This window comes from Burkholderia sp. YHN3-13 (assembly GCF_055810675.1).
On sequence record NZ_JBVVNQ010000006.1, the window covers coordinates 1 to 19,134 of the forward strand.

Consider the following 19,134-nt stretch of genomic DNA (forward strand, 5'->3'; position numbering starts at 1 on the left):
ATCACGATGTCCGCGTCGCCCGCGACGATCGCGTTCGCCGCCAGCATCACGGCCTTCAGGCCCGAGCCGCACACCTTGTTGATCGTCATCCCCGGCACCGCGTTCGGCAGCCCCGCCTTGATCAGCGACTGCCGCGCCGGGTTCTGCCCCGATCCGGCCGTCAGCACCTGGCCCATGATCACTTCGCTGACCTGATCGGGCTTCACGCCCGCACGTTCCAGCACCGCGCGGATCACCGTCGCGCCCAGCTCCGGCGCTGCAATCTTCGCAAGCGAGCCGCCGAATTTGCCGACCGCGGTTCGCGCGGCCGATACGATCACTACGTCCGTCATGTTCAATTCCTGCATCGAAATCAGTTCGTCGTTCCGACACCGGCACGCGCCGGCTGCAACGGGCGATGGCACCCGTCGCGCCATCCGGCGCGATCACGGTCGCACGCCGCCATGGGGGCGGACGGCGCTCGCGCACACCGGCGGCACACCGGTACGGGCGCCTTGCGGCGAACCGGACGACGGCTGGACCCCGCATGGCACACGCGGCGCCCGACGCCGTCCGGCGCCGATCGAGCGTGTCGCGCTTTCACGCGGCACGCCGTCGTGCGGTTACGCAGCCGATTCGCGCGCGGCAGCGTCCTTGCGCGCGGCGGCAGCCGTCTGCTTGGCGCCGCGCGTGGCCGTTTCGCTGACCGCATCGAAACCGCTCTGTGCAGCCTCGATCGCCTGCCCCGTCGCCGCGCGCACCGAGTCGGCCGCGGCCGTCGCCGCCGACAGCGCCGAATTCAGCGCGGCCACCACCGGTGCCGAACCCGCCGGCGCGTGCTTCGACAGTTCGCCGAGCACGTCCTTCAGGCGCTTGTCGTTCTGTTCGTACTGCGCCTGCGCGACCTTCGCCCATTCGGACTGCGTCGACACCGCGATGTCGAACAGATGGCGGCCGTACGACACGACCTTGCCGGCCGCTTCTTGCGGTGCGGCAATCTGCTGCGCGAAGCCGGCGGCCGGATTGTTGCCGTTGAAGGCGTTTTTCAGCTTGTCCTCGTACTCTTCCAGCGCCGTCCGGGCCGCTTGCAGGTTGAGTTCGACGACAGCCTCGAAGCCGTGAATCACCGGACGGGCAATCGCAAACCACGCGGCAATACCGGACTGATAATCGGCGGTGAGTTTTTCGGGGGCAAATACGGACATCGGGCACGCTCCTGTTAGCAATGCGAGAGACGACGTAAAAATGGAAGCTCGATCTCAAACGGCCTCCTTATTGACAACCCGTCACTTATTTGAGTACGGGAAGTTGAAGGAGGTCATTCTAGAGCGATTAATTGTCAATAAAATGGCATTAATAGTAGGTGTAAACCCTTATTATCATTTCAAGCAGCTGCTGGAACCCGCCACACGCCGGTATCACGGAGAAGATTCCACTGGGGCGCGGGTCCCGCAATGCCTTTTTACCTTTCTGCAGGATAGCGCGCCGTGACATCGCGCAACATTTACCAATCCATTATTCCGTTTATTAGAAAACCGACGCCGATTGAAAATGGAGCGGTCACTGATGTAATCGTTTTTTCTGGATTATTATGAAATCGTTTTCTGAATTACTATTGAATAAATCAATGATCTGACGAATTGAGAGTCGAAATGAAAATACGGCCGCATGAAGCGGCCGCGGTCGACACGGGTGAATGCGGAATCAGCCGGCCAGCTCGCGATGCAGCGCGCGGAATTCCTGCGCGAGCTTGTGCCCCGGCTCGAGATGGATCACCGGCTTCGACTGCTGATGCGACTCGCGAATCTTCACCGATGCCGACAGCCTCGACGCGAGCACCGGCAGCCCTTCGTCGACGAGCTCGTCGACCAGCCGTTGCGGCAGGCTCGCGCGCGGCTGGAACTGGTTGATGACGATCCCTTCGACCTCGAGCGCCGCGTTGTGGTCCTGCTGGATTTCCTTCACGTTCTCGAGCAGCGTGTACAGCGCGCGGCGCGAGAAATCGTCGCAGTCGAACGGGATCAGGCAGCGCTCGACCGCGATCAGCGCCGAGCGCGTATAGAAATTCAGCGCGGGCGGCGTGTCGATGTACACGGCGTCGTAGGCGTCGAGTTCGTTCAGCGCGTCGCGCAGCTTGTAGATCTTGTAGCGCGATTCGAGCTTGCCGTGCAGCGTGTCGAGATCCGGATGCGCGGGCATCACGTCGAGCCCTTCGAACGGGGTCGGATGGATGAACGATGCGACGTCGATCGGCCGGAAGTTGAAGGTCAGCGCGGTTTCGAAGAACCCGGCAACGCCCGGTTGCGCGTCGGCGGCCGCATCGCCGAGCAGGTAGCGCGTGGAGTTCGCCTGTGCGTCGAGGTCGATGACGAGCGTGCGCAATCCTTCGCTCGCGCTGATCGCGGCCAGGTTGCAGACGATCGTCGACTTGCCTACGCCGCCCTTCTGGTTGAACACGACCCGCCGCATGGTGCCCCCTCGATCGAACGTCGAAAAGAGCAGCTTAGCCGGTCAATAATGGCGGCCGCATGACGCAGGTCGAATGGCGTGCGGCTTGTGTCCGGCACGCATCAGGTGCGCGGCAGCGCCCCCGACACGTAGCGGTTGCCGGGCACGCACCACCGCCACGGGAAGTCCATGCCGACGCGAATGCCGATGCGCGGCCCGCCCGCCAGGTTCGCGGGCGGCGCCGTGCCGTCGTCGACGATCGCGAACCCTTCGCGCGCAGCGACGAGATCGGCGCCATCCCGCGCGCCATCGATGCCCATCGCCTGCGTCAGCCGCGCCGGCCCGCGGCACAGGTCGCGATCGCGCGTCTGCGGCGGCCGGGCCGCACGCATGCGCTCGATTCCGTGCAGCGGTTCCAGCGCGCGGATCAGCACGCCCGTTCCCGCACCGTCAGGACCGCACACGCAGTTGCAGCACCAGTGCATGCCGTACGTGAAATAGACGTACAGATGCCCCGGCGGCCCGAACATCGTCGCATTGCGCGGCGTCCTGCCGCGATAGGTGTGCGCCGCCGGGTCGATCGCGCCGGCATACGCCTCCACTTCGACGATGCGGCCGGCGCGGCCGTCCGCGGCCGCGAGGATCTTGTTGAGCAGGAGCGGTGCGACGTCGGTGGCCGCGCGATCGAAGAACGCGCGCGGCAACACGGTGCCCGGCCAGACGAAAGCGGTCTTATCGCGCCGCATGTCGTGTCGCCGTCGTCGCGGCCAGATAAAGCGGACGGTACGCGTCGACCAGGTCGCCGAGACCGAACGCGAGATTTCTCCCGCTCGGATTGGGGAGCACCCAGACGTTCGCGCCCTGCATGCGGACCGGTTGCAGCCCCCACGCGACTTCGCGTTGCCCCGACAGCGCCGCATACGCGGCCTTGCCGAGAAAGGCGACGAAGCGCGGCCCGTAACGCACGACCTTCTGCTCGAACGCCGCCGCCGCGGCGATGAATTCGGCACGCGACAGTTGCTCGGCACTCGCCGTCGGCCGCTTCACGACCGCCGTCAGGCCGCAGCGGTACCGGAGCAGCATGTGATCGTCCTGCGGTGAAATTTCCGTCGGCGTGAAGCCAGCGAGATGGATCACGCGCCAGAAGCGGTTGTTTCTTCCCGCGAAGTGATGCCCGGTCGCGGCCGCGGTCAGGCCCGGATTGATCCCGCAGAACAGCACGTCGAGATGTTCGGCGATGAGGTCGGGAAGTTCGTCAGCCACGTTTTACCCGGAGCACGACATACGGAAAAAGTGCAGGAACGACGTCAAACGAAGAAAGGCCCGAAGACCCGGGCCAAGCAAGCAGCTTGACTCGGACATTCGGGCCCGTCGTGATGCGGAATGACGACTTGGCGATCAGAACGGAATATCGTCGTCCATCTCGTCGAAGCCGCCGCCGGCCGGTGCGCTCGGACGGCTTTGCGCGCCGCCGCCTGCACCGCCACGCGCCGCGCCGCCGGCACGACCGCCGCCGCCGCCACCGCGTTCCGCCTGCTCGCCGCGACCGCCGCCGCCACCACCGTAGCCGCCGCCGTAACCGCCTTCGTCACCGCCACCGCCGCCGCCCGAACCGCCGCGGCCGCCGAGCATCTGCATCTGGTCGGCCACGATTTCGGTCGAGTAGCGGTCCTGGCCGTCCTGGCCCTGCCACTTGCGCGTGCGGATGCGGCCTTCGATATAGACCGACGAACCCTTCTTCAGGTATTCGCTGACGATTTCCGCCAGACGGCCGAAGAACGCGACGCGATGCCACTCGGTCATTTCCTTGAAATCGCCGCTCGCCTTGTCCTTGTAACGGTCGGTCGTCGCGAGACGGATGTTCGCAACCGCGTCGCCGCTCGGCAGGTAACGGACTTCAGGATCGGCGCCGAGATTGCCGACGAGGATGACCTTGTTGACGGATGCCATGTGTTTCTCCAGTAAATTCGATGCCGGGCCGCCCGCGCCTGTCGCCGGAACGGCCCGCCGGGCAAGCCGGCGCGCGGCCGGTGCCTGCCCGAAATAAGGTTCAGGCCTTGCGCGGCGGCGCTTTCATGCTGGCCGCGATTATAAGCCACGCAGCCACGAGCCCCGAGCACGTATAGAACACCGTGTTCGCGCCGCCGTGCTTCAACAGCCAGCCGCCCACGATGCCGCCGAGCGCGAGCCCGATCGACTGCGTGGTGTTGTAAACACCCGTGGCCGCGCCCTTGCGCGAACCCGGCGCGAGCTTCGACACGAGCGACGGCTGCGACGCTTCCAGGATGTTGAACCCGAGGAAGTAGACGAACAGGATCGCCGCCACAATCAGGATGGTATGCGGTGCGCTGCCGAGCAACAATTGGCCGATCAGGATAGCCAGAATGCCGCCGAGCAGCACCGGCTTCATCTTGCCCCGTTTTTCCGCGACGATGATCGCCGGGACCATCATCACGAACGCGAGCCCCATCACCGGCAGGTAGACCTTCCAGTGCGCGGCGACCGGCAGCCCGCCGTCGACCAGCAGGCGCGGCACGACGAGGAACAGCGCCGTCTGCGTCGCGTGCAGCACCAGCACGCCGAAGTTCAGGCGCAGCAGCTCGACGTTGTGCAGCACCTCGGCGAACGGCGCGGGCACGTGCACGGGTTTCGCGGCGTCGGGCACGATCCACAGCACGACGCCGATCGCGACGATAGACAGCACGCCGACGATTGCGAACAAGCCGCTCATCCCGACCCAGTGGAACACGATCGGCGCGCCGACGATCGCGACCGCGAACGACACGCCGATCGACCCGCCGACCATCGCCATCGCCTTCGTGCGGTTCTGCTCGGAGGTCAGGTCGGCAATGAACGCGAGCACCGCGGACGACACGGCGCCCATCCCCTGGATCACGCGGCCGACGATGATCCACGTGATGTCGTGCGCGAACGCGGCGACGAAGCTGCCGATCGCGAAGATCACGAGGCCCGTGGCGATCACCGGCTTGCGGCCGAACTTGTCGGACGCCCAGCCGTAGAAGATGTAGAACAGCGACTGCGTGACGCCGTAGGCCCCGAGCGCGATACCGACGAGCAGCACGTTGTCGCCGCCCGGGATGGTTTTCGCGTAGACCGAGAACACCGGCATGATCATGAACAGGCCGAGCATGCGCAGCGCGAAGATCGCCGCGAGCGACGTGGTCGCGCGCAGTTCGGGCGCGGTCATGCGGGAAGACGTGGCGGACGGATTGGACATCGGGAATGAATTTCGAATGATCGGGGTGTCCGCCCGGCGGCGGGCGGCGGAAGATCAGGACCGGCGGCCCGGGAGGCCTGGCGGACGACGCGTCGGGGCGCGATGCCGGCAGCCCGCGGGCCGCCCGGAACCGTGCGGCGCGACCGCTTTCCCCGGTGCGGGTGTCGCCTTGCTGCCACCTGCTGTAAAGGCTGGGGGGCCGTAAACGACGGTCTCGAAAAGCCGTTATAGTAGCAGGTTTGGTTCCCTCCATTTTCGCCAGGTTCATGGAACAGATCCGTATCCGTGGGGCACGCACCCACAACCTGAAAAACGTCAATCTCGACCTGCCGCGCCACAAGCTGATCGTGATTACCGGGTTGTCCGGGTCGGGCAAGTCGTCGCTCGCGTTCGACACCCTTTATGCCGAGGGCCAGCGCCGCTACGTCGAAAGCCTGTCCGCGTATGCCCGCCAGTTCCTGCAGTTGATGGAGAAACCCGACGTCGACCTGATCGAGGGCCTGTCGCCCGCGATCTCGATCGAGCAGAAGGCGACGTCCCACAACCCGCGTTCGACCGTCGGCACGGTCACCGAGATCCACGACTACCTGCGACTTTTGTACGCACGTGTCGGCACGCCGTACTGCCCCGACCACGACATCCCGCTCGAGGCGCAGAGCGTGTCGCAGATGGTCGACGCGGCGCTCGCGCTGCCCGAGGAAACCAAGCTGATGATCCTCGCGCCCGTCGTCGCCGACCGCAAGGGCGAGCACGCCGAGCTGTTCGAGGACATGCAGGCGCAGGGCTTCGTGCGCTTTCGCGTGCGCTCGGGCGGCGGCACCGCGAACGAAGGCGTCGCGAAGATCTACGAGGTCGAGTCGCTGCCGAAGCTGAAGAAGAACGACAAGCACACGATCGACGTCGTCGTCGATCGCCTCAAGGTGCGTCCGGACATGAAGCAGCGGCTCGCCGAATCGTTCGAGACGGCGCTGCGCCTCGCCGACGGCCGCGCGATCGCGCTCGAGATGGATACCGACCGCGAGCACCTGTTCAGCTCGAAGTTCGCGTGCCCGATCTGCTCGTACTCGCTGCAGGAGCTCGAGCCGCGCCTGTTCTCGTTCAACAACCCGATGGGCGCGTGCCCGGAATGCGACGGCCTCGGCCAGATCACGTTCTTCGACCCGAAGCGGGTCGTCGCGCACCCGTCGCTGTCGCTCGCCGCCGGCGCCGTGAAGGGCTGGGACCGCCGCAACCAGTTCTACTTCCAGATGCTGCAGAGTCTCGCGGCATTCTACGAATTCGACATCGACGCCGCGTTCGAGGATCTGCCGGAAAAGATCCGGAAGGTGCTGCTGTTCGGCTCGGGCAAGCAGACGATCCCGTTCTCGTACATCAACGAGCGCGGCCGCACGACGATCCGCGAGCACGTGTTCGAGGGGATCATCCCGAATCTCGAGCGCCGCTACCGCGAGACCGATTCGGTCGCGGTGCGCGAAGAGCTGTCGAAGTACCAGAACAACCAGCCGTGCCCGTCGTGCGACGGCACGCGGCTGCGCCGCGAGGCGCGCCACGTGCGGATCGGCACCGGCGACTACGCGCGCGGCATCTATGAAATCAGCGGCTGGCCGCTGCGCGACGCGCTCGGCTATTTCGACGGCCTGACGCTCGAAGGCGCGAAGCGCGAGATCGCCGACAAGGTGATCAAGGAAATCGTCGCGCGCCTGACGTTCCTGAACAACGTCGGCCTCGACTACCTGTCGCTCGAGCGCAGCGCCGAGACCCTGTCGGGCGGCGAGGCGCAGCGCATCCGGCTCGCGTCGCAGATCGGCTCGGGCCTGACGGGCGTGATGTACGTGCTCGACGAGCCGTCGATCGGCCTGCACCAGCGCGACAACGACCGCCTGATCGCGACGCTCAAGCACCTGCGCGATCTCGGCAACTCGGTGATCGTCGTCGAGCACGACGAGGACATGATCCGCACGGCCGACTACGTCGTCGACATGGGCCCCGGCGCGGGCGAGCACGGCGGCGTGATCGTGGCCGAAGGCACGCCGAAGCAGGTGCAGTCGAACCCGCAGTCGCTGACGGGCCAGTACCTGGTCGGCAAGCGCACGATCGAGTATCCGGACGAGCGGCTCGCGCCCGATCCCGAAAGGATGCTGCGCATCGTCGACGCGCACGGCAACAACCTGAAGCACGTCGATCTCGACCTGCCGGTTGGCCTGCTGACCTGCATCACCGGCGTGTCGGGCTCCGGCAAGTCGACGCTGATCAACGACACGCTGTATCACGCGGTCGCCCGCCACCTGTACGGCTCGTCGGCCGAGCCGGCGCCGCACGAGGCGATCGAGGGGCTCGAGCACTTCGACAAGGTGATCAATGTCGACCAGTCGCCGATCGGACGCACGCCGCGCTCGAACCCGGCCACGTACACGGGCCTGTTCACGCCGATCCGCGAGCTGTTCTCGGGTGTGCCGACCTCGAAGGAGCGCGGCTACGATCCGGGCCGCTTCTCGTTCAACGTGAAGGGCGGCCGCTGCGAGTCGTGCCAGGGCGACGGCGTACTGAAGGTCGAGATGCACTTCCTGCCGGACGTCTACGTGCCGTGCGACGTGTGTCACGGCAAGCGCTACAACCGCGAAACGCTCGAAGTGCAGTACAAGGGCAAGAACATCAGCGAAGTGCTCGACATGACGGTCGAGCACGCGTACGAGTTCTTCAGCGCGGTGCCGGTCATCGCGCGCAAGCTGAAGACGCTGCTCGACGTCGGCCTCGGCTACATCCGCCTCGGCCAGTCGGCCACGACGCTGTCGGGCGGCGAGGCGCAGCGCGTGAAGCTGTCGCTCGAGCTGTCGAAGCGCGACACGGGCCGCACGCTGTACATCCTCGACGAGCCGACCACCGGCCTGCACTTCCACGACATCGCGCTGCTGCTGGAAGTGATCCACCGGCTGCGCGACCAGGGCAACACGGTCGTGATCATCGAGCACAACCTCGACGTGATCAAGACGGCCGACTGGGTGATCGACCTCGGCCCCGAAGGCGGTGCCGGCGGCGGCCAGATCATCGCGCAGGGCACGCCCGAGCAGGTCGCGAAAACCAAGGCGAGCTTCACCGGCAAGTACCTCGCGCCGCTGCTCAAGCGCCCGACCCGCAAGGTCGCGGCCGGCTGACGCCGGCCCCCTTCCCGCGCGCGGCCGCCCGGCCGCGCGCGCGTCCCGGCGCCCCGCGCAACCCGCTTCCCCTCGTTTTCCCTTCTGCGTTTACACCACGCGCCAAACCGTCCCGTTGCGGACCATAATGGCAGCTATACTTTACGGTCGTAAGGTTCGCCACCCGCACCAATCCGGTGCAGAACCGGGCGAACACGGCTCTGCCTCGCATTCCGCGGCATGACACACGAACGACAGGAATCCACAATGGAGAAGCAACCCGACTCGTCTCGCGATACGCACAATCGCGAACCGCACCTGCGCAGCGTGCGGCTGACGAGTGACTTCAGCCTGCCGAAGCTGTCGGCACTCGAGATCGGCAGCTATGCGTTCGCGATCCTTTCCATGTGGCTCGTGATCGAGCTCAAGCTGCTCGGCGGGCTGCTGGCCGGCCTGCTCGTCTACCAGCTGATCCACACGATCGCGCCCGCGATCGAACGCCACACCACGAGCATGCGCGCGCGCTGGGTCGCCGTCGTGCTGCTGTCGATCGCTATCGTCGGCGCGTTGACGGGCCTGACGATCGGCATCATCGAACACTTCGAGCGCACGGTGCCGAACCTGCAAAGCCTGCTCGATCAACTGATGCAGATCGTCGAGCAGACCCGCGCGCGCACGCCGGCCTGGATCGCGAACCTGCTGCCCGTCGACGTCGAGCAGATGAAGACCAAGGCCGCCGTGCTGATGCACTCGCACATGGACCAGCTCCAGCAGAGCGGCAAGAGCGTCGCGCGCGGCTTCGGCCACGTGCTGTTCGGGATGATCATCGGCGCGATGATCGCGATCGGCGTCGAGCACGGCAAGGTGCGCCGGCCGCTGTCGACCGCGCTCGTCACGCGCGTGTCGCGCTTCGCCGATGCATTCCGCCGGATCGTGTTCGCGCAGATCAAGATCTCGGCGATCAACGCGGCGTTCACGGGCATCTACCTGCTCGTCGCGCTGCCAATCTTCCACCAGCGGCTGCCGTTGTCGAAGACACTCGTGCTCGTCACGTTCATCGTCGGCCTGCTGCCCGTGATCGGCAACCTGATCTCGAACACGCTGATCGTCGCCGTGTCGCTGTCGGTCAGCATGGGCACGGCGATCGCATCGCTCGCGTTCCTGGTGGTCATCCACAAGCTCGAATACTTCCTGAACGCGAAGATCATCGGCGGCCAGATCGAGTCGCGCGCGTGGGAGCTGCTGCTCGCGATGCTGATCATGGAAGCCGCGTTCGGGCTGCCCGGCGTGATCGCCGCGCCGATCTTCTACGCGTATCTGAAGCGCGAGCTGTACCTGCTGCGGCTGATCTGACGCAGCGCTGCCCGCTCGGGCAACAAAAAACGCCGCACCCCGGAAAGGGTGCGGCGTTTTCGTTTCGAGGCCGTCCGGTGCCCGGCCGATCAGCGGAACACGACCGTCTTCGTCCCGTTCAGCACGATCCGGTGCTCGACGTGCCACTTCACCGCACGCGCGAGCGTCACGCACTCGACGTCGCGGCCGATCGCGGTCAGCTGGTCGGGCGTCATGCTGTGGTCGACGCGCTCGACTTCCTGCTCGATGATCGGGCCTTCGTCGAGATCGGTCGTCACGTAGTGCGCGGTCGCGCCGATCAGCTTCACGCCGCGGTCGAACGCCTGGTAGTAAGGCTTCGCGCCCTTGAAGCTCGGCAGGAACGAATGGTGGATGTTGATCGCGCGCCCGGCGAGCTGCTCGCACATGTTCGGCGACAGGATCTGCATGTAGCGCGCGAGCACGACGAGATCGGCCTGGTGCTCGTCGATTACTTCCAGCACGCGCGCCTCCTGCGCGGCCTTCGCGGCATCGGACGAACCGCCGATCAGCGGGAAGTGATGGAACGGGATGTTGTAGCTCGCGGCGAGCTGGTAGAACTCCTTGTGGTTCGACACGATCGCCGGGATCTCGATTGGCAGCTGGCCGGTGCGATAGCGAAACAGCAGGTCGTTCAGGCAATGGCCGATCTTCGACACCATGATCACGACGCGCGGCTTCACGGCCGCGTCGTGCAGCTCCCAGCGCATCGAGAACTGCTCGGCGAGCGGCGCGAATTCCTTGCGCAGCGTGTCGAGCGCCGTCGCGGCATCCGTGCCGTCGCCGTCCTGCTCGAAGTGCACGCGCATGAAGAACTCGCTGGTGCGGCTGTCGCCGAACTGCGCCGAATCGAGGATGTTGTTGCTGCGCTCGAACAGGAAGCCCGAGACCGCGTGGACGATGCCGTGCCGGTCGGGGCACGACAGTTTCAAGATAAAGCTGTGATCGGTCGGCATGACCGCTACTCCCTTTGTTTCCGTATTCGTCAAATTGCCCGTTCGCCCCGCCTGACCGCGCGCCGCGGCGTGCGTCATGCGGCCGGTACGAACAGCGCGTCGATGCCGGCCGCGTCGGCCGCCGGGATCCAGCGGTGGCGCAGCAGCGTGTCGAGCGTCGCGAGGCTCGCATCCATCGTCGCGCGGCCTTCGCGCAGCCAGCCGATCACCTCGGGCACGCCGGCCAGCAGGTGTTCGGCCACTTCGCCGTCCTGGTTGCGCGGCGCGAAGTCGGGCGGCAGCGGCAGGTCGTACACGAAGATCAGTTCGGACTGGGTGCCTTCCGGCAGCGAGTTCAGCACCTGCACCGCGCGGCCCGCGATCGCGCGCGCGGCCAGTTCGGGCGGAATGCCGGCTTCTTCCCAGCACTCCTTCGCGAGCGTCTCGTGAACGCCCAGCCCCCAGCTGATGCCGCCCGCGACGACGTTGTCGAGCATGCCGGGGTCGGTGGCCTTGGTCGCGCTGCGGCGGCCGAGCCACATCTGCGGCACGGCCGCGGCGCGCTGCGCGCCCGGCGCAACCGCATATTCTACGATGCCGTTCAGATGCACCGCATAGGTCTGCGTGCCGAAGAAGCGCGACGCGGCGCGCTCGATGTACGCGAGCGGCGGGTCGTCGAAGCGGTTGCGGATCGCGTAGATCTCGTCGCGCCAGCCGGGAATCGCGCCGTCGGCCGCCAGTGCGCCGATCGCGCTTGCGAGCGCCATGCTGCGCGCGTCGACCGAGTCGTAGCGCGCCGACAGCACGACGCGCTCGCCGGTCAGCTCGAACACGTCGGGCCAGCGCGCGAGCTTCGCGACGTCCTGACGGCGCACCCAGCCGACCGCCTGGCCGGCGATCTCGAAACGCAGGTGCGCGGCCGGATCGAAACGGCGCGCGGCCGCGATGCACGGAAACGTCATCGCGATCAGTCCTTCAGCGCGACGCGGATGCCGATCGCGATGAACGTCGCGCCGGCAATGCGGTCGAGCCACACGCCGGCCTTCGGGCGGCGCTTCAGCCACGTGCCGATCATGCCCGCGCCGACGCCGAACAGCGAGAAGACCACGGCCGTCTGCAGCATGAACAGCGCGCCGAGCTCGAACATCTGCAGCGTCACGCCCTGCGCGCCGTGCGGATCGACGAACTGCGGCAGGAACACGACGAAGAACAGCGTGACCTTCGGGTTCATCAGGTTGCCGATCACGCTCTGCCGGAAGATCGTGCCGAGCGGCTGCGGCGGACGCGCATGCGCATTCGCGAGCCCCTGGCTGCGCAGCGCCTTGATGCCGATCCACACGAGGTACGCGGCGCCCGCGAGCTTCAGGATCTGGAACGCGACGGGCGACGAACGCAGCACGGCCGCGACGCCGAGCGCCGCGAGCGTCGTGTGGAACAGGATCCCGGCGGTGAAGCCGAGCGCGGCGACGAAGCCGGCCGCGCGGCCCTGGGAGATGCCGCGCGCGAGCACCTGCAGGTTGTCGGGACCGGGCGCGAACGTGATCGCGATCGACGTGGCGAGAAACAGCATGAAGTTGGGCATCGTGACCTCGCGTGATGACGGACGCTGACGCTCAGTGGCCGCCGAATTCGGTGACGGTATAGACGGGCAACCCGGCATTGCGCAGCAGCGTCGAGCCGCCGAGATCGGGCAGGTCGATGATCGCCGCGCCTTCGACGACCACCGCGCCGAGCCGCTGCAGCAGGTTGCGCCCCGCCATCATCGTGCCGCCGGTCGCGATCAGGTCGTCCATGATGATCACGCGATCGCCGGGGCGGCACGCGTCTTCGTGGATCTCGACCGTCGCGCTGCCGTATTCGAGATCGTACGATTCCGAGCGCGTCTTGTACGGCAGCTTGCCGACCTTGCGGATCGGCACGAAGCCGACGCTCAGCTCGTACGCGACGATCGGCGCGATGATGAAGCCGCGCGCGTCGAGGCCCGCGACATAGTCGAGCTTCGCGTCGACATAACGTTCGACGAACAGGTCGACGAGGATGCGCAGCGCCTTCGGGCTCTGCAGCAGCGTCGTGATGTCGCGGAACTGCACGCCCGGCCGCGGCCAGTCGGGCACCGTACGGATCTGGCTGTGGATGAAGGCGACCGGATCGAGCGGTGCGCCCGGCGACGAGTGCGGCATGAAACTCTCCGAAAAAAACGGTGCGCGAAGATCGGGCACCGTTTCGAATAAATACGGGTCAGGTTGTGAATCGCGACTCAGGCGGCGGCGGCCGGCGGATCGCGCCGATGGCGCGACAGCCGCTCCTCCGCGAGCGCGAGCGCCTCGGGCAGCCCGCGCAGCACGACGATGTCGCTCGCGCGCAGCTTGGTCTGCGGGTCGGGTTCGACGCCGCGGATGCCATGGCGGCGGATCGCCGTGACTTCCAGCCCCAGCGCATACAGCCCGAGTTCTTCCAGCGAACGCCCGACCGCGTCCGCGCGCGCGTCGACCGGCACCGATTGTAGCCGCACCTGCTCGTGGTCGTCGTCGTCCGCATCGTCCGCCCCGCGGAAATAGCCGCGCAGCAGGCTGTAACGCTCGTCGCGCATTTCCTCGACGCGCCGCACGACCTTGCGCATCGGCACGCCGACCAGCACCAGCGTGTGCGACGCGAGCATCAGGCTGCCCTCGACGATCTCGGGAATCACCTCGGTCGCGCCGGCCGCGAGCAGCTTCTCGAGATCGGCATCGTCGACGGTACGCACGATCGCCGGCAGCGTCGGCTCGAGCTCGTGCACGTGGTGCAGCACGCGCAGCGCCGACGGCGTGTTCGCATAGGTGATCGCGACGGCCGCCGCGCGGTGGATACCGGCCGCGAGCAGCGACTCGCGGCGCGCCGCGTCGCCGAATACCACCGACTCGCCGGCCGCCGCGGCCGCGCTCACGCGATCGGGGTCGAGGTCGAGCGCGACGTACGAAATGCCTTCCTGCTCGAGCATCCGCGCCAGGTTCTGCCCGGCACGCCCGTAGCCGCAGATGATCACGTGGCCGCGCTGCTTCAGGCTTTGCGTCGCGATCCGCGTCATCTGCAGCGACTGCTGCATCCATTCGGTCGACGACAGCCGCATCACGATCCGGTCGGCGTTCTGGATCAGGAACGGCGCGGCGAGCATCGACAGCAGCATCGACGCGAGGATCGCCTGCAGCAGCGTCGAATCGACGAGATGCCGGTCGAGGATCAGGTTCAGCAGCACGAAGCCGAACTCGCCGGCCTGCGCGAGGCCGATGCCGGTGCGCATCGCGACGCCCGGCGTCGCGCCGAACAGCCGCGCGAGCCCCGCGATCATCGTCGCCTTGAACAGGATCTGGCCGGCGAAGAAGCCGAGCACGAGGAGCGGGTGCTCCCAGATCACGCGCGGATCGAGCAGCATCCCCGTCGTCACGAAGAACAGGCCGAGCAGCACGTCGCGGAACGGCTTGATGTCCTCTTCCACCTGGTGACGGAACGGCGTCTCGGAGATGAGCATCCCCGCGATGAACGCGCCGAGCGCGAGCGACAGGCCGAAACGGTCGGTGACGAACGCGGCGCCGAGCGTGACGAGCAGCAGGTTCAGCACGAACAGTTCCTGCGAGCGCCGCCGCGCGACGACGTTCAGCCAGCGCGTCATGAAACGCTGGCCGATGACCAGCAGCAGCGTCAGCGCGATCACGATCTTGACCGCCGCGAAGCCGAGCGTGATCGCGAGGTCCTTCGACGATTCGGCGCCGAACGCCGCGATCACGATCAGCAGCGGCACGACCGCGAGATCCTGGAACAGCAGCACGCCGAAGATGTTGCGGCCGTGCTCGGTCTCGATCTCGAGGCGCTCGGCGAGCATCTTCGACACGATCGCCGTCGACGACATCGCGAGCGCGCCGCCGAGCGCGATGCTGCCCTGCCACGTGATGTGCACCCAGCGCTCGAACAGCGCGCCGAGCACGAGCGCGAGCACGAGCGTCGCGACGACCTGCAGCAACCCGAGCCCGAACACGAGCCGCTGCATCGCCCTCAGCTTCGCGAGCGAGAATTCGAGGCCGATCGAGAACATCAGGAACACCACGCCGAATTCCGCGAGGTGCTCGGCCCGTTCGAGATCCGCGGCAACGCCGAACGAATGCGGGCCGACCAGGATGCCGACGGTCAGATAGCCGAGCATCGGCGGCAGGTTCAGCGAACGGAATACGACGACGCCCACCACCGAGGCCAGCAGCAGCAGCAGGGTCATTTCGAGCGGGGAAATCACAGGCGAAGCGTCCTCGTTCGTCGGGGCCACGGCAATGCGGGCGCGGGTGGTGGCGGTGGACAGGCGACCTCGGACGAGTCCGAGGGCCCGGCGCGGCGAACAAACGCCTTTGCTATACTCCGCGCATGATAGCGAAAATCAATGATGATCGGGCGCTCGCGCTCGCCCGCGACGTACTCGACATCGAGGCGGACGCCGTGCGCGCGCTGCGCGACCAGCTCGACGGCGGCTTCGTCCAGGCCGTCGCGCTGCTGCTCGGCTGCCGCGGCCGCGTGGTGGTGTCCGGTATCGGCAAATCGGGGCATATCGCCCGCAAGATCGCGGCCACGCTGGCCAGCACCGGTACGCCGGCCTTCTTCGTCCACCCCGCCGAAGCCAGCCACGGCGACCTCGGGATGGTCACCTCCGACGACGTCTTCATCGGCATCTCCTATTCCGGCGAGTCGGAAGAACTCGTCGCGATCCTGCCGCTCGTGAAGCGGATCGGCGCGAAGCTGATCGCGATCACGGGCCGCGCGGAGTCGAGCCTCGGGACACTCGCCGACGTGAACCTGAACGCCGCCGTCTCGAAGGAAGCGTGCCCGCTGAACCTCGCGCCCACCGCGAGCACGACCGCCGCGCTCGCGCTCGGCGATGCGCTCGCCGTCGCCGTGCTCGACGCGCGCGGCTTCGGCTCGGAGGATTTCGCGCGCTCGCACCCGGGCGGCGCGCTCGGCCGGCGCCTGCTCACCTACGTGCGCGACGTGATGCGCTCGGGCGACGACGTCCCGTCCGTCGGGCTCGACGCGACGCTGTCGGACGCGCTGTTCCAGATCACCGCGAAACGCCTCGGCATGACGGCCGTGGTCGACGCCGCCGGCAAGGTCGTCGGCATCTTCACGGACGGCGACCTGCGCCGCGTGCTCGCACGCGACGGCGATTTCCGCACGCTGCCGATCACCGACGTGATGACGCGCGACCCGCGCACGATCGCGCCGGATCATCTGGCGGTCGAGGCCGTGGAACTGATGGAGCGCCACCGGATCAACCAGATGCTGGTGGTCGATGCCGACGGCGCGCTGATCGGCGCGCTGAACATGCACGACCTGTTTTCGAAGAAGGTGATCTGATGAGCGCAGCGCTGACTGCGGCCGAACGCGCCAGCCGCGTGAAGCTGATGATTTTCGACGTCGACGGCGTGCTGACCGACGGCGGCCTGCTGTTTACCGCGGCCGGCGACACGATGAAGTCGTTCAATTCGCTCGACGGCCACGGCGTGAAGCTGCTCGGCGAAGCCGGTATCGCGACCGCGATCATCACGGGCCGCCGCTCGGAGATCGTCGCGGCGCGCGCGAAGGAAATGAAGATCGCGCACCTGTTCCAGGGCGTCGAGAACAAGCTCGCCGTGTTCGCCGACCTGATCGCCTCGCTCGGCCTCGCCGCCGACGCATGCGGCTACATGGGCGACGACTGGCCCGACCTGCCGGTGATGCTGCGCTGCGGCTTCGCGACGGCCCCCGCGAATGCGCACCCCGAGGTGATCGCCCGCGCGCACTGGGTGGCCGAGGCCCGTGGCGGCCAGGGCGCCGTGCGCGAAGTCTGCGACGCGATCCTGCGCGCGCAGCGCCGCTACGACGCGCTGCTCGCGGCGGCCTGCGGAGCCTGACGGATGAATACGCATTTCCGCTGGACCCAGCTGCTGCCGCTCGGCGCGGTCGCCGCGCTCGCGGGCGTCACGTGGTGGCTGCTGCAGGCCACGCTGCCGCCGCCCGGCGAGGGCACCGTGCAGCCGAAGCGCCACACGCCCGACTATTTCGCGGACAACTTCTCGGTCACCGAGCTCGACCAGTCCGGCTCGACCCAGTACCGGCTGACGGCCGCGAAGCTGATCCACTACGAAGACACCGAAAGCAGCGACCTGACCGATCCGGCCATGCGCGCGTTCCAGCCCGGCAAGCCGGTCGTCACGACCACCGCGAAGCGCGGCACCGTCAACGGCGACGTGTCGATCGTCGATTTGTACGACGATGCCCGCATCCTGCGCGCGGCCGGCGGCGGCGATCCGCAGATGCAGGCCGATTCCCAGCATTTCCGGATCTTCGTCAATGACGATGTGATCCAGACCGAAAAGCCGGTTAAACTTCAGCGCGGCCTGTCGCTCGTCAACGCGACCGACGGCATGAAGTACAACAACGTCACCCGGGTCATCGAGCTCTACGGCAACGTGCGCGGCACGATTGCCGCCGCGGACACGTCCGGCGGCTCGAAAGGTCAACCCAAGTGACGCATCCCTCACGTGACTGCATGAACGAACCGTTCCCTCGACAGATTTCCGGCGGCGCTGCGCGCGCCGTCCGCGCCGCGCTTGCCGCGACGCTCGTGGCGCTCCCGCTGGTCGGGCTGGCGCCGCTCGCCCATGCCGAGAAGGCCGACCAGAACAAGCCGATCAACGTCGAGGCCGACAACCTGACCTATGACGACCTGAAGCAGGTCACGGTCGCGACCGGCAACGTCGTGATCACGAAGGGCACGATCATCATCAAGGGCGATCGCGTCGAAGTGCGCCAGGACCCGGAAGGCTATCAGTACGCCACCTCGTTCGGCAGCGGCAAGAAGCACGCGACGTTCCGCCAGAAGCGCGAAGGCCTCGACGAATACATCGACGGCGACGCCGAGCGCATCGACTACGACGGCAAGCAGGACCTGACCACGCTCACGACGGCCGCGACCGTGCGCCGCCTGCAGGGCACGTCGACCGTCGCCGATACCGTGCACGGCAGCGTGATCACGTACGACGGCCAGCGCGACTTCTACACCGCGAAGGGCGGCAAGGACGTGGCCGCGCCGGGCAACCCGAACGGCCGCGTGCGCGCGATGCTGTCGCCGAAGAACGGCGGCCCCGCGCCGCTGAACGGCGCGCCGGCGAAGCTGTCGCCGTCGACCACGATCCAGGGAGCGCCGGGCCAATGAACGCGCTACCGAACCGCCAGCCTGCCGGCACCACGAGCTCGCTCGTCGTCCGCAACCTGAAGAAGCGCTACGGCTCGCGCACGGTCGTCAAGGACGTGTCGCTCGACGTGAAGAGCGGCGAGGTCGTCGGCCTGCTCGGCCCGAACGGCGCCGGCAAGACCACGTCGTTCTACATGATCGTCGGCCTCGTGCCGCTCGACGCGGGCGAGATCTCGCTGAACGGCAGCTCGATCAGCCTGCTGCCGATCCACAAGCGCGCGTCGCTCGGCCTGTCGTACCTGCCGCAGGAAGCGTCCGTGTTCCGCAAGCTGACCGTCGAGGAAAACATCCGCGCGGTGCTCGAACTGCAGCACGGCGAAGACGGCAAGCGGCTGTCGAAGGACGCGATCTCGTCGCGCACCGAGGCGCTGCTCGACGAGCTGCAGATCGGCCATCTGCGCGAGAACCCCGCGCTGTCGCTGTCGGGCGGCGAACGGCGCCGCGTCGAGATCGCCCGCGCGCTCGCGACCAACCCGAACTTCATCCTGCTCGACGAACCGTTCGCCGGCGTCGACCCGATCGCGGTGCTCGAGATCCAGAAGATCGTCAAGTTCCTGAAGCAACGCAACATCGGCGTGCTGATCACCGATCACAACGTCCGCGAAACGCTCGGCATCTGCGATCACGCGTACATCATCAGCGACGGCTCGGTGCTCGCCGCCGGCGCGCCGAGCGAAATCATCGAAAACGAAAGCGTGCGCCGCGTGTACCTCGGCGAACACTTCCGCATGTAACTCCCCTCGTGGCTGGCTGCACCCCGCCCGGCATCGCCGCGCGGGG

19 protein-coding genes are annotated in these 19,134 nt (G+C 67.1%); 7 read left to right on the plus strand and 12 right to left on the minus strand.

Features of this window, described 5'->3' with window-relative positions; all coding sequences use genetic code 11:
• The 7 genes from AC0KUR_RS15725 to AC0KUR_RS15755 all read right to left on the minus strand — a co-directional run.
• Positions 1 to 332 (minus strand): thiolase family protein (locus AC0KUR_RS15725; protein ID WP_473376154.1); only part of this gene is annotated, 332 nt, incomplete at its 3' end.
• 270 nt (positions 333 to 602) lie between these two features.
• Positions 603 to 1,184: a TIGR01841 family phasin gene (phaP, locus tag AC0KUR_RS15730; protein WP_473376155.1), complete on the minus strand. Its 582-nt coding sequence runs from the start codon at positions 1,182 to 1,184 to the stop codon at positions 603 to 605.
• A 499-nt stretch (positions 1,185 to 1,683) separates the two neighbouring features.
• On the minus strand, positions 1,684 to 2,448 hold the full coding sequence (locus AC0KUR_RS15735; protein WP_034189290.1) for a ParA family protein: 765 nt from the start codon (positions 2,446 to 2,448) through the stop codon (positions 1,684 to 1,686).
• Positions 2,449 to 2,549: 101 nt separating this feature from the next.
• Positions 2,550 to 3,173, minus strand: a complete 624-nt coding sequence (locus AC0KUR_RS15740; RefSeq protein ID WP_473376156.1) for a DNA-3-methyladenine glycosylase — start codon at positions 3,171 to 3,173, stop codon at positions 2,550 to 2,552.
• Positions 3,160 to 3,690, minus strand: a complete 531-nt coding sequence (gene mug, locus AC0KUR_RS15745; RefSeq protein WP_473376157.1) for a G/U mismatch-specific DNA glycosylase — start codon at positions 3,688 to 3,690, stop codon at positions 3,160 to 3,162. The genes AC0KUR_RS15740 and mug overlap by 14 nt, the downstream gene beginning before the upstream one ends.
• Before the next feature lie 135 nt (positions 3,691 to 3,825).
• The gene (locus tag AC0KUR_RS15750; RefSeq protein WP_034189287.1) at positions 3,826 to 4,377 is read right to left on the minus strand and encodes a single-stranded DNA-binding protein; all 552 of its coding nucleotides are present in this window, start codon (positions 4,375 to 4,377) and stop codon (positions 3,826 to 3,828) included.
• A 100-nt stretch (positions 4,378 to 4,477) separates the two neighbouring features.
• Entirely contained in the window at positions 4,478 to 5,665 is a 1,188-nt protein-coding gene (locus AC0KUR_RS15755; RefSeq protein WP_034189286.1) for an MFS transporter, read from the minus strand.
• A gap of 266 nt (positions 5,666 to 5,931) precedes the next feature.
• Between AC0KUR_RS15755 and uvrA the strand changes: the two genes are divergently transcribed.
• Together uvrA and AC0KUR_RS15765 are read left to right on the plus strand one after the other, a co-directional pair.
• On the plus strand, positions 5,932 to 8,817 hold the full coding sequence (gene uvrA / locus AC0KUR_RS15760) for an excinuclease ABC subunit UvrA (RefSeq protein WP_034189285.1): 2,886 nt from the start codon (positions 5,932 to 5,934) through the stop codon (positions 8,815 to 8,817).
• A gap of 246 nt (positions 8,818 to 9,063) precedes the next feature.
• The gene (locus tag AC0KUR_RS15765; protein WP_034189284.1) at positions 9,064 to 10,149 is read left to right on the plus strand and encodes an AI-2E family transporter; all 1,086 of its coding nucleotides are present in this window, start codon (positions 9,064 to 9,066) and stop codon (positions 10,147 to 10,149) included.
• 89 nt (positions 10,150 to 10,238) lie between these two features.
• On the opposite strand, the gene purU is transcribed toward AC0KUR_RS15765, so the two are convergent.
• The 5 genes from purU to AC0KUR_RS15790 all read right to left on the minus strand — a co-directional run bounded on the left by purU (position 10,239) and on the right by AC0KUR_RS15790 (position 15,366).
• Positions 10,239 to 11,123, minus strand: coding sequence for a formyltetrahydrofolate deformylase (gene purU, locus AC0KUR_RS15770; protein WP_034189283.1), 885 nt, complete (start codon positions 11,121 to 11,123; stop codon positions 10,239 to 10,241).
• 74 nt (positions 11,124 to 11,197) lie between these two features.
• Positions 11,198 to 12,064, minus strand: coding sequence for an NUDIX hydrolase (locus tag AC0KUR_RS15775; RefSeq protein WP_473376158.1), 867 nt, complete (start codon positions 12,062 to 12,064; stop codon positions 11,198 to 11,200).
• A 5-nt stretch (positions 12,065 to 12,069) separates the two neighbouring features.
• Positions 12,070 to 12,684, minus strand: coding sequence for a LysE family translocator (locus tag AC0KUR_RS15780; protein ID WP_034189281.1), 615 nt, complete (start codon positions 12,682 to 12,684; stop codon positions 12,070 to 12,072).
• 31 nt (positions 12,685 to 12,715) lie between these two features.
• Entirely contained in the window at positions 12,716 to 13,282 is a 567-nt protein-coding gene (locus AC0KUR_RS15785) for an adenine phosphoribosyltransferase (RefSeq protein WP_473376159.1), read from the minus strand.
• A 77-nt stretch (positions 13,283 to 13,359) separates the two neighbouring features.
• A complete protein-coding gene (locus AC0KUR_RS15790; RefSeq protein WP_473376160.1) occupies positions 13,360 to 15,366 on the minus strand; it encodes a monovalent cation:proton antiporter family protein in 2,007 nt (668 codons plus the stop codon).
• Between the two features lie 125 nt (positions 15,367 to 15,491).
• On the opposite strand from AC0KUR_RS15790, the gene kdsD reads away from it, so the two are divergent.
• From kdsD to lptB, 5 genes are read left to right on the plus strand one after another with little or no spacing between them, the layout of a single operon-like run.
• Positions 15,492 to 16,475 (plus strand): arabinose 5-phosphate isomerase KdsD, encoded by a 984-nt coding sequence (gene kdsD / locus AC0KUR_RS15795; protein WP_034189278.1) that lies wholly within the window; start codon positions 15,492 to 15,494, stop codon positions 16,473 to 16,475.
• On the plus strand, positions 16,475 to 17,011 hold the full coding sequence (locus AC0KUR_RS15800; protein WP_034189277.1) for a KdsC family phosphatase: 537 nt from the start codon (positions 16,475 to 16,477) through the stop codon (positions 17,009 to 17,011). Before kdsD ends, AC0KUR_RS15800 begins: the two co-directional genes overlap by 1 nt.
• A gap of 3 nt (positions 17,012 to 17,014) precedes the next feature.
• Positions 17,015 to 17,629: an LPS export ABC transporter periplasmic protein LptC gene (lptC, locus tag AC0KUR_RS15805; RefSeq protein ID WP_034189276.1), complete on the plus strand. Its 615-nt coding sequence runs from the start codon at positions 17,015 to 17,017 to the stop codon at positions 17,627 to 17,629.
• A gap of 20 nt (positions 17,630 to 17,649) precedes the next feature.
• A complete protein-coding gene (gene lptA, locus AC0KUR_RS15810; protein ID WP_006483139.1) occupies positions 17,650 to 18,315 on the plus strand; it encodes a lipopolysaccharide transport periplasmic protein LptA in 666 nt (221 codons plus the stop codon).
• The gene (lptB, locus tag AC0KUR_RS15815) at positions 18,312 to 19,088 is read left to right on the plus strand and encodes an LPS export ABC transporter ATP-binding protein (protein ID WP_034189275.1); all 777 of its coding nucleotides are present in this window, start codon (positions 18,312 to 18,314) and stop codon (positions 19,086 to 19,088) included. The genes lptA and lptB overlap by 4 nt, the downstream gene beginning before the upstream one ends.
• The last annotated feature ends 46 nt before the right edge of the window (positions 19,089 to 19,134 follow it).

What these genes read in the sequence shown, in the direction of transcription:
- phaP (WP_473376155.1), bottom strand. Translation starts at nt 1,184, where the DNA reads ATGTCCGTATTTGCCCCCGAAAAACTCACCGCCGATTATCAGTCCGGT.
- AC0KUR_RS15735 (WP_034189290.1), bottom strand. Translation starts at nt 2,448, where the DNA reads ATGCGGCGGGTCGTGTTCAACCAGAAGGGCGGCGTAGGCAAGTCGACG.
- AC0KUR_RS15740 (WP_473376156.1), bottom strand. Translation starts at nt 3,173, where the DNA reads ATGCGGCGCGATAAGACCGCTTTCGTCTGGCCGGGCACCGTGTTGCCG.
- AC0KUR_RS15750 (WP_034189287.1), bottom strand. Translation starts at nt 4,377, where the DNA reads ATGGCATCCGTCAACAAGGTCATCCTCGTCGGCAATCTCGGCGCCGAT.
- AC0KUR_RS15755 (WP_034189286.1), bottom strand. Translation starts at nt 5,665, where the DNA reads ATGTCCAATCCGTCCGCCACGTCTTCCCGCATGACCGCGCCCGAACTG.
- uvrA (WP_034189285.1), top strand. Translation starts at nt 5,932, where the DNA reads ATGGAACAGATCCGTATCCGTGGGGCACGCACCCACAACCTGAAAAAC.
- AC0KUR_RS15765 (WP_034189284.1), top strand. Translation starts at nt 9,064, where the DNA reads ATGGAGAAGCAACCCGACTCGTCTCGCGATACGCACAATCGCGAACCG.
- purU (WP_034189283.1), bottom strand. Translation starts at nt 11,123, where the DNA reads ATGCCGACCGATCACAGCTTTATCTTGAAACTGTCGTGCCCCGACCGG.
- AC0KUR_RS15775 (WP_473376158.1), bottom strand. Translation starts at nt 12,064, where the DNA reads ATGACGTTTCCGTGCATCGCGGCCGCGCGCCGTTTCGATCCGGCCGCG.
- AC0KUR_RS15780 (WP_034189281.1), bottom strand. Translation starts at nt 12,684, where the DNA reads ATGCCCAACTTCATGCTGTTTCTCGCCACGTCGATCGCGATCACGTTC.
- AC0KUR_RS15785 (WP_473376159.1), bottom strand. Translation starts at nt 13,282, where the DNA reads ATGCCGCACTCGTCGCCGGGCGCACCGCTCGATCCGGTCGCCTTCATC.
- kdsD (WP_034189278.1), top strand. Translation starts at nt 15,492, where the DNA reads ATGATAGCGAAAATCAATGATGATCGGGCGCTCGCGCTCGCCCGCGAC.
- AC0KUR_RS15800 (WP_034189277.1), top strand. Translation starts at nt 16,475, where the DNA reads ATGAGCGCAGCGCTGACTGCGGCCGAACGCGCCAGCCGCGTGAAGCTG.
- lptC (WP_034189276.1), top strand. Translation starts at nt 17,015, where the DNA reads ATGAATACGCATTTCCGCTGGACCCAGCTGCTGCCGCTCGGCGCGGTC.
- lptA (WP_006483139.1), top strand. Translation starts at nt 17,650, where the DNA reads ATGAACGAACCGTTCCCTCGACAGATTTCCGGCGGCGCTGCGCGCGCC.
- lptB (WP_034189275.1), top strand. Translation starts at nt 18,312, where the DNA reads ATGAACGCGCTACCGAACCGCCAGCCTGCCGGCACCACGAGCTCGCTC.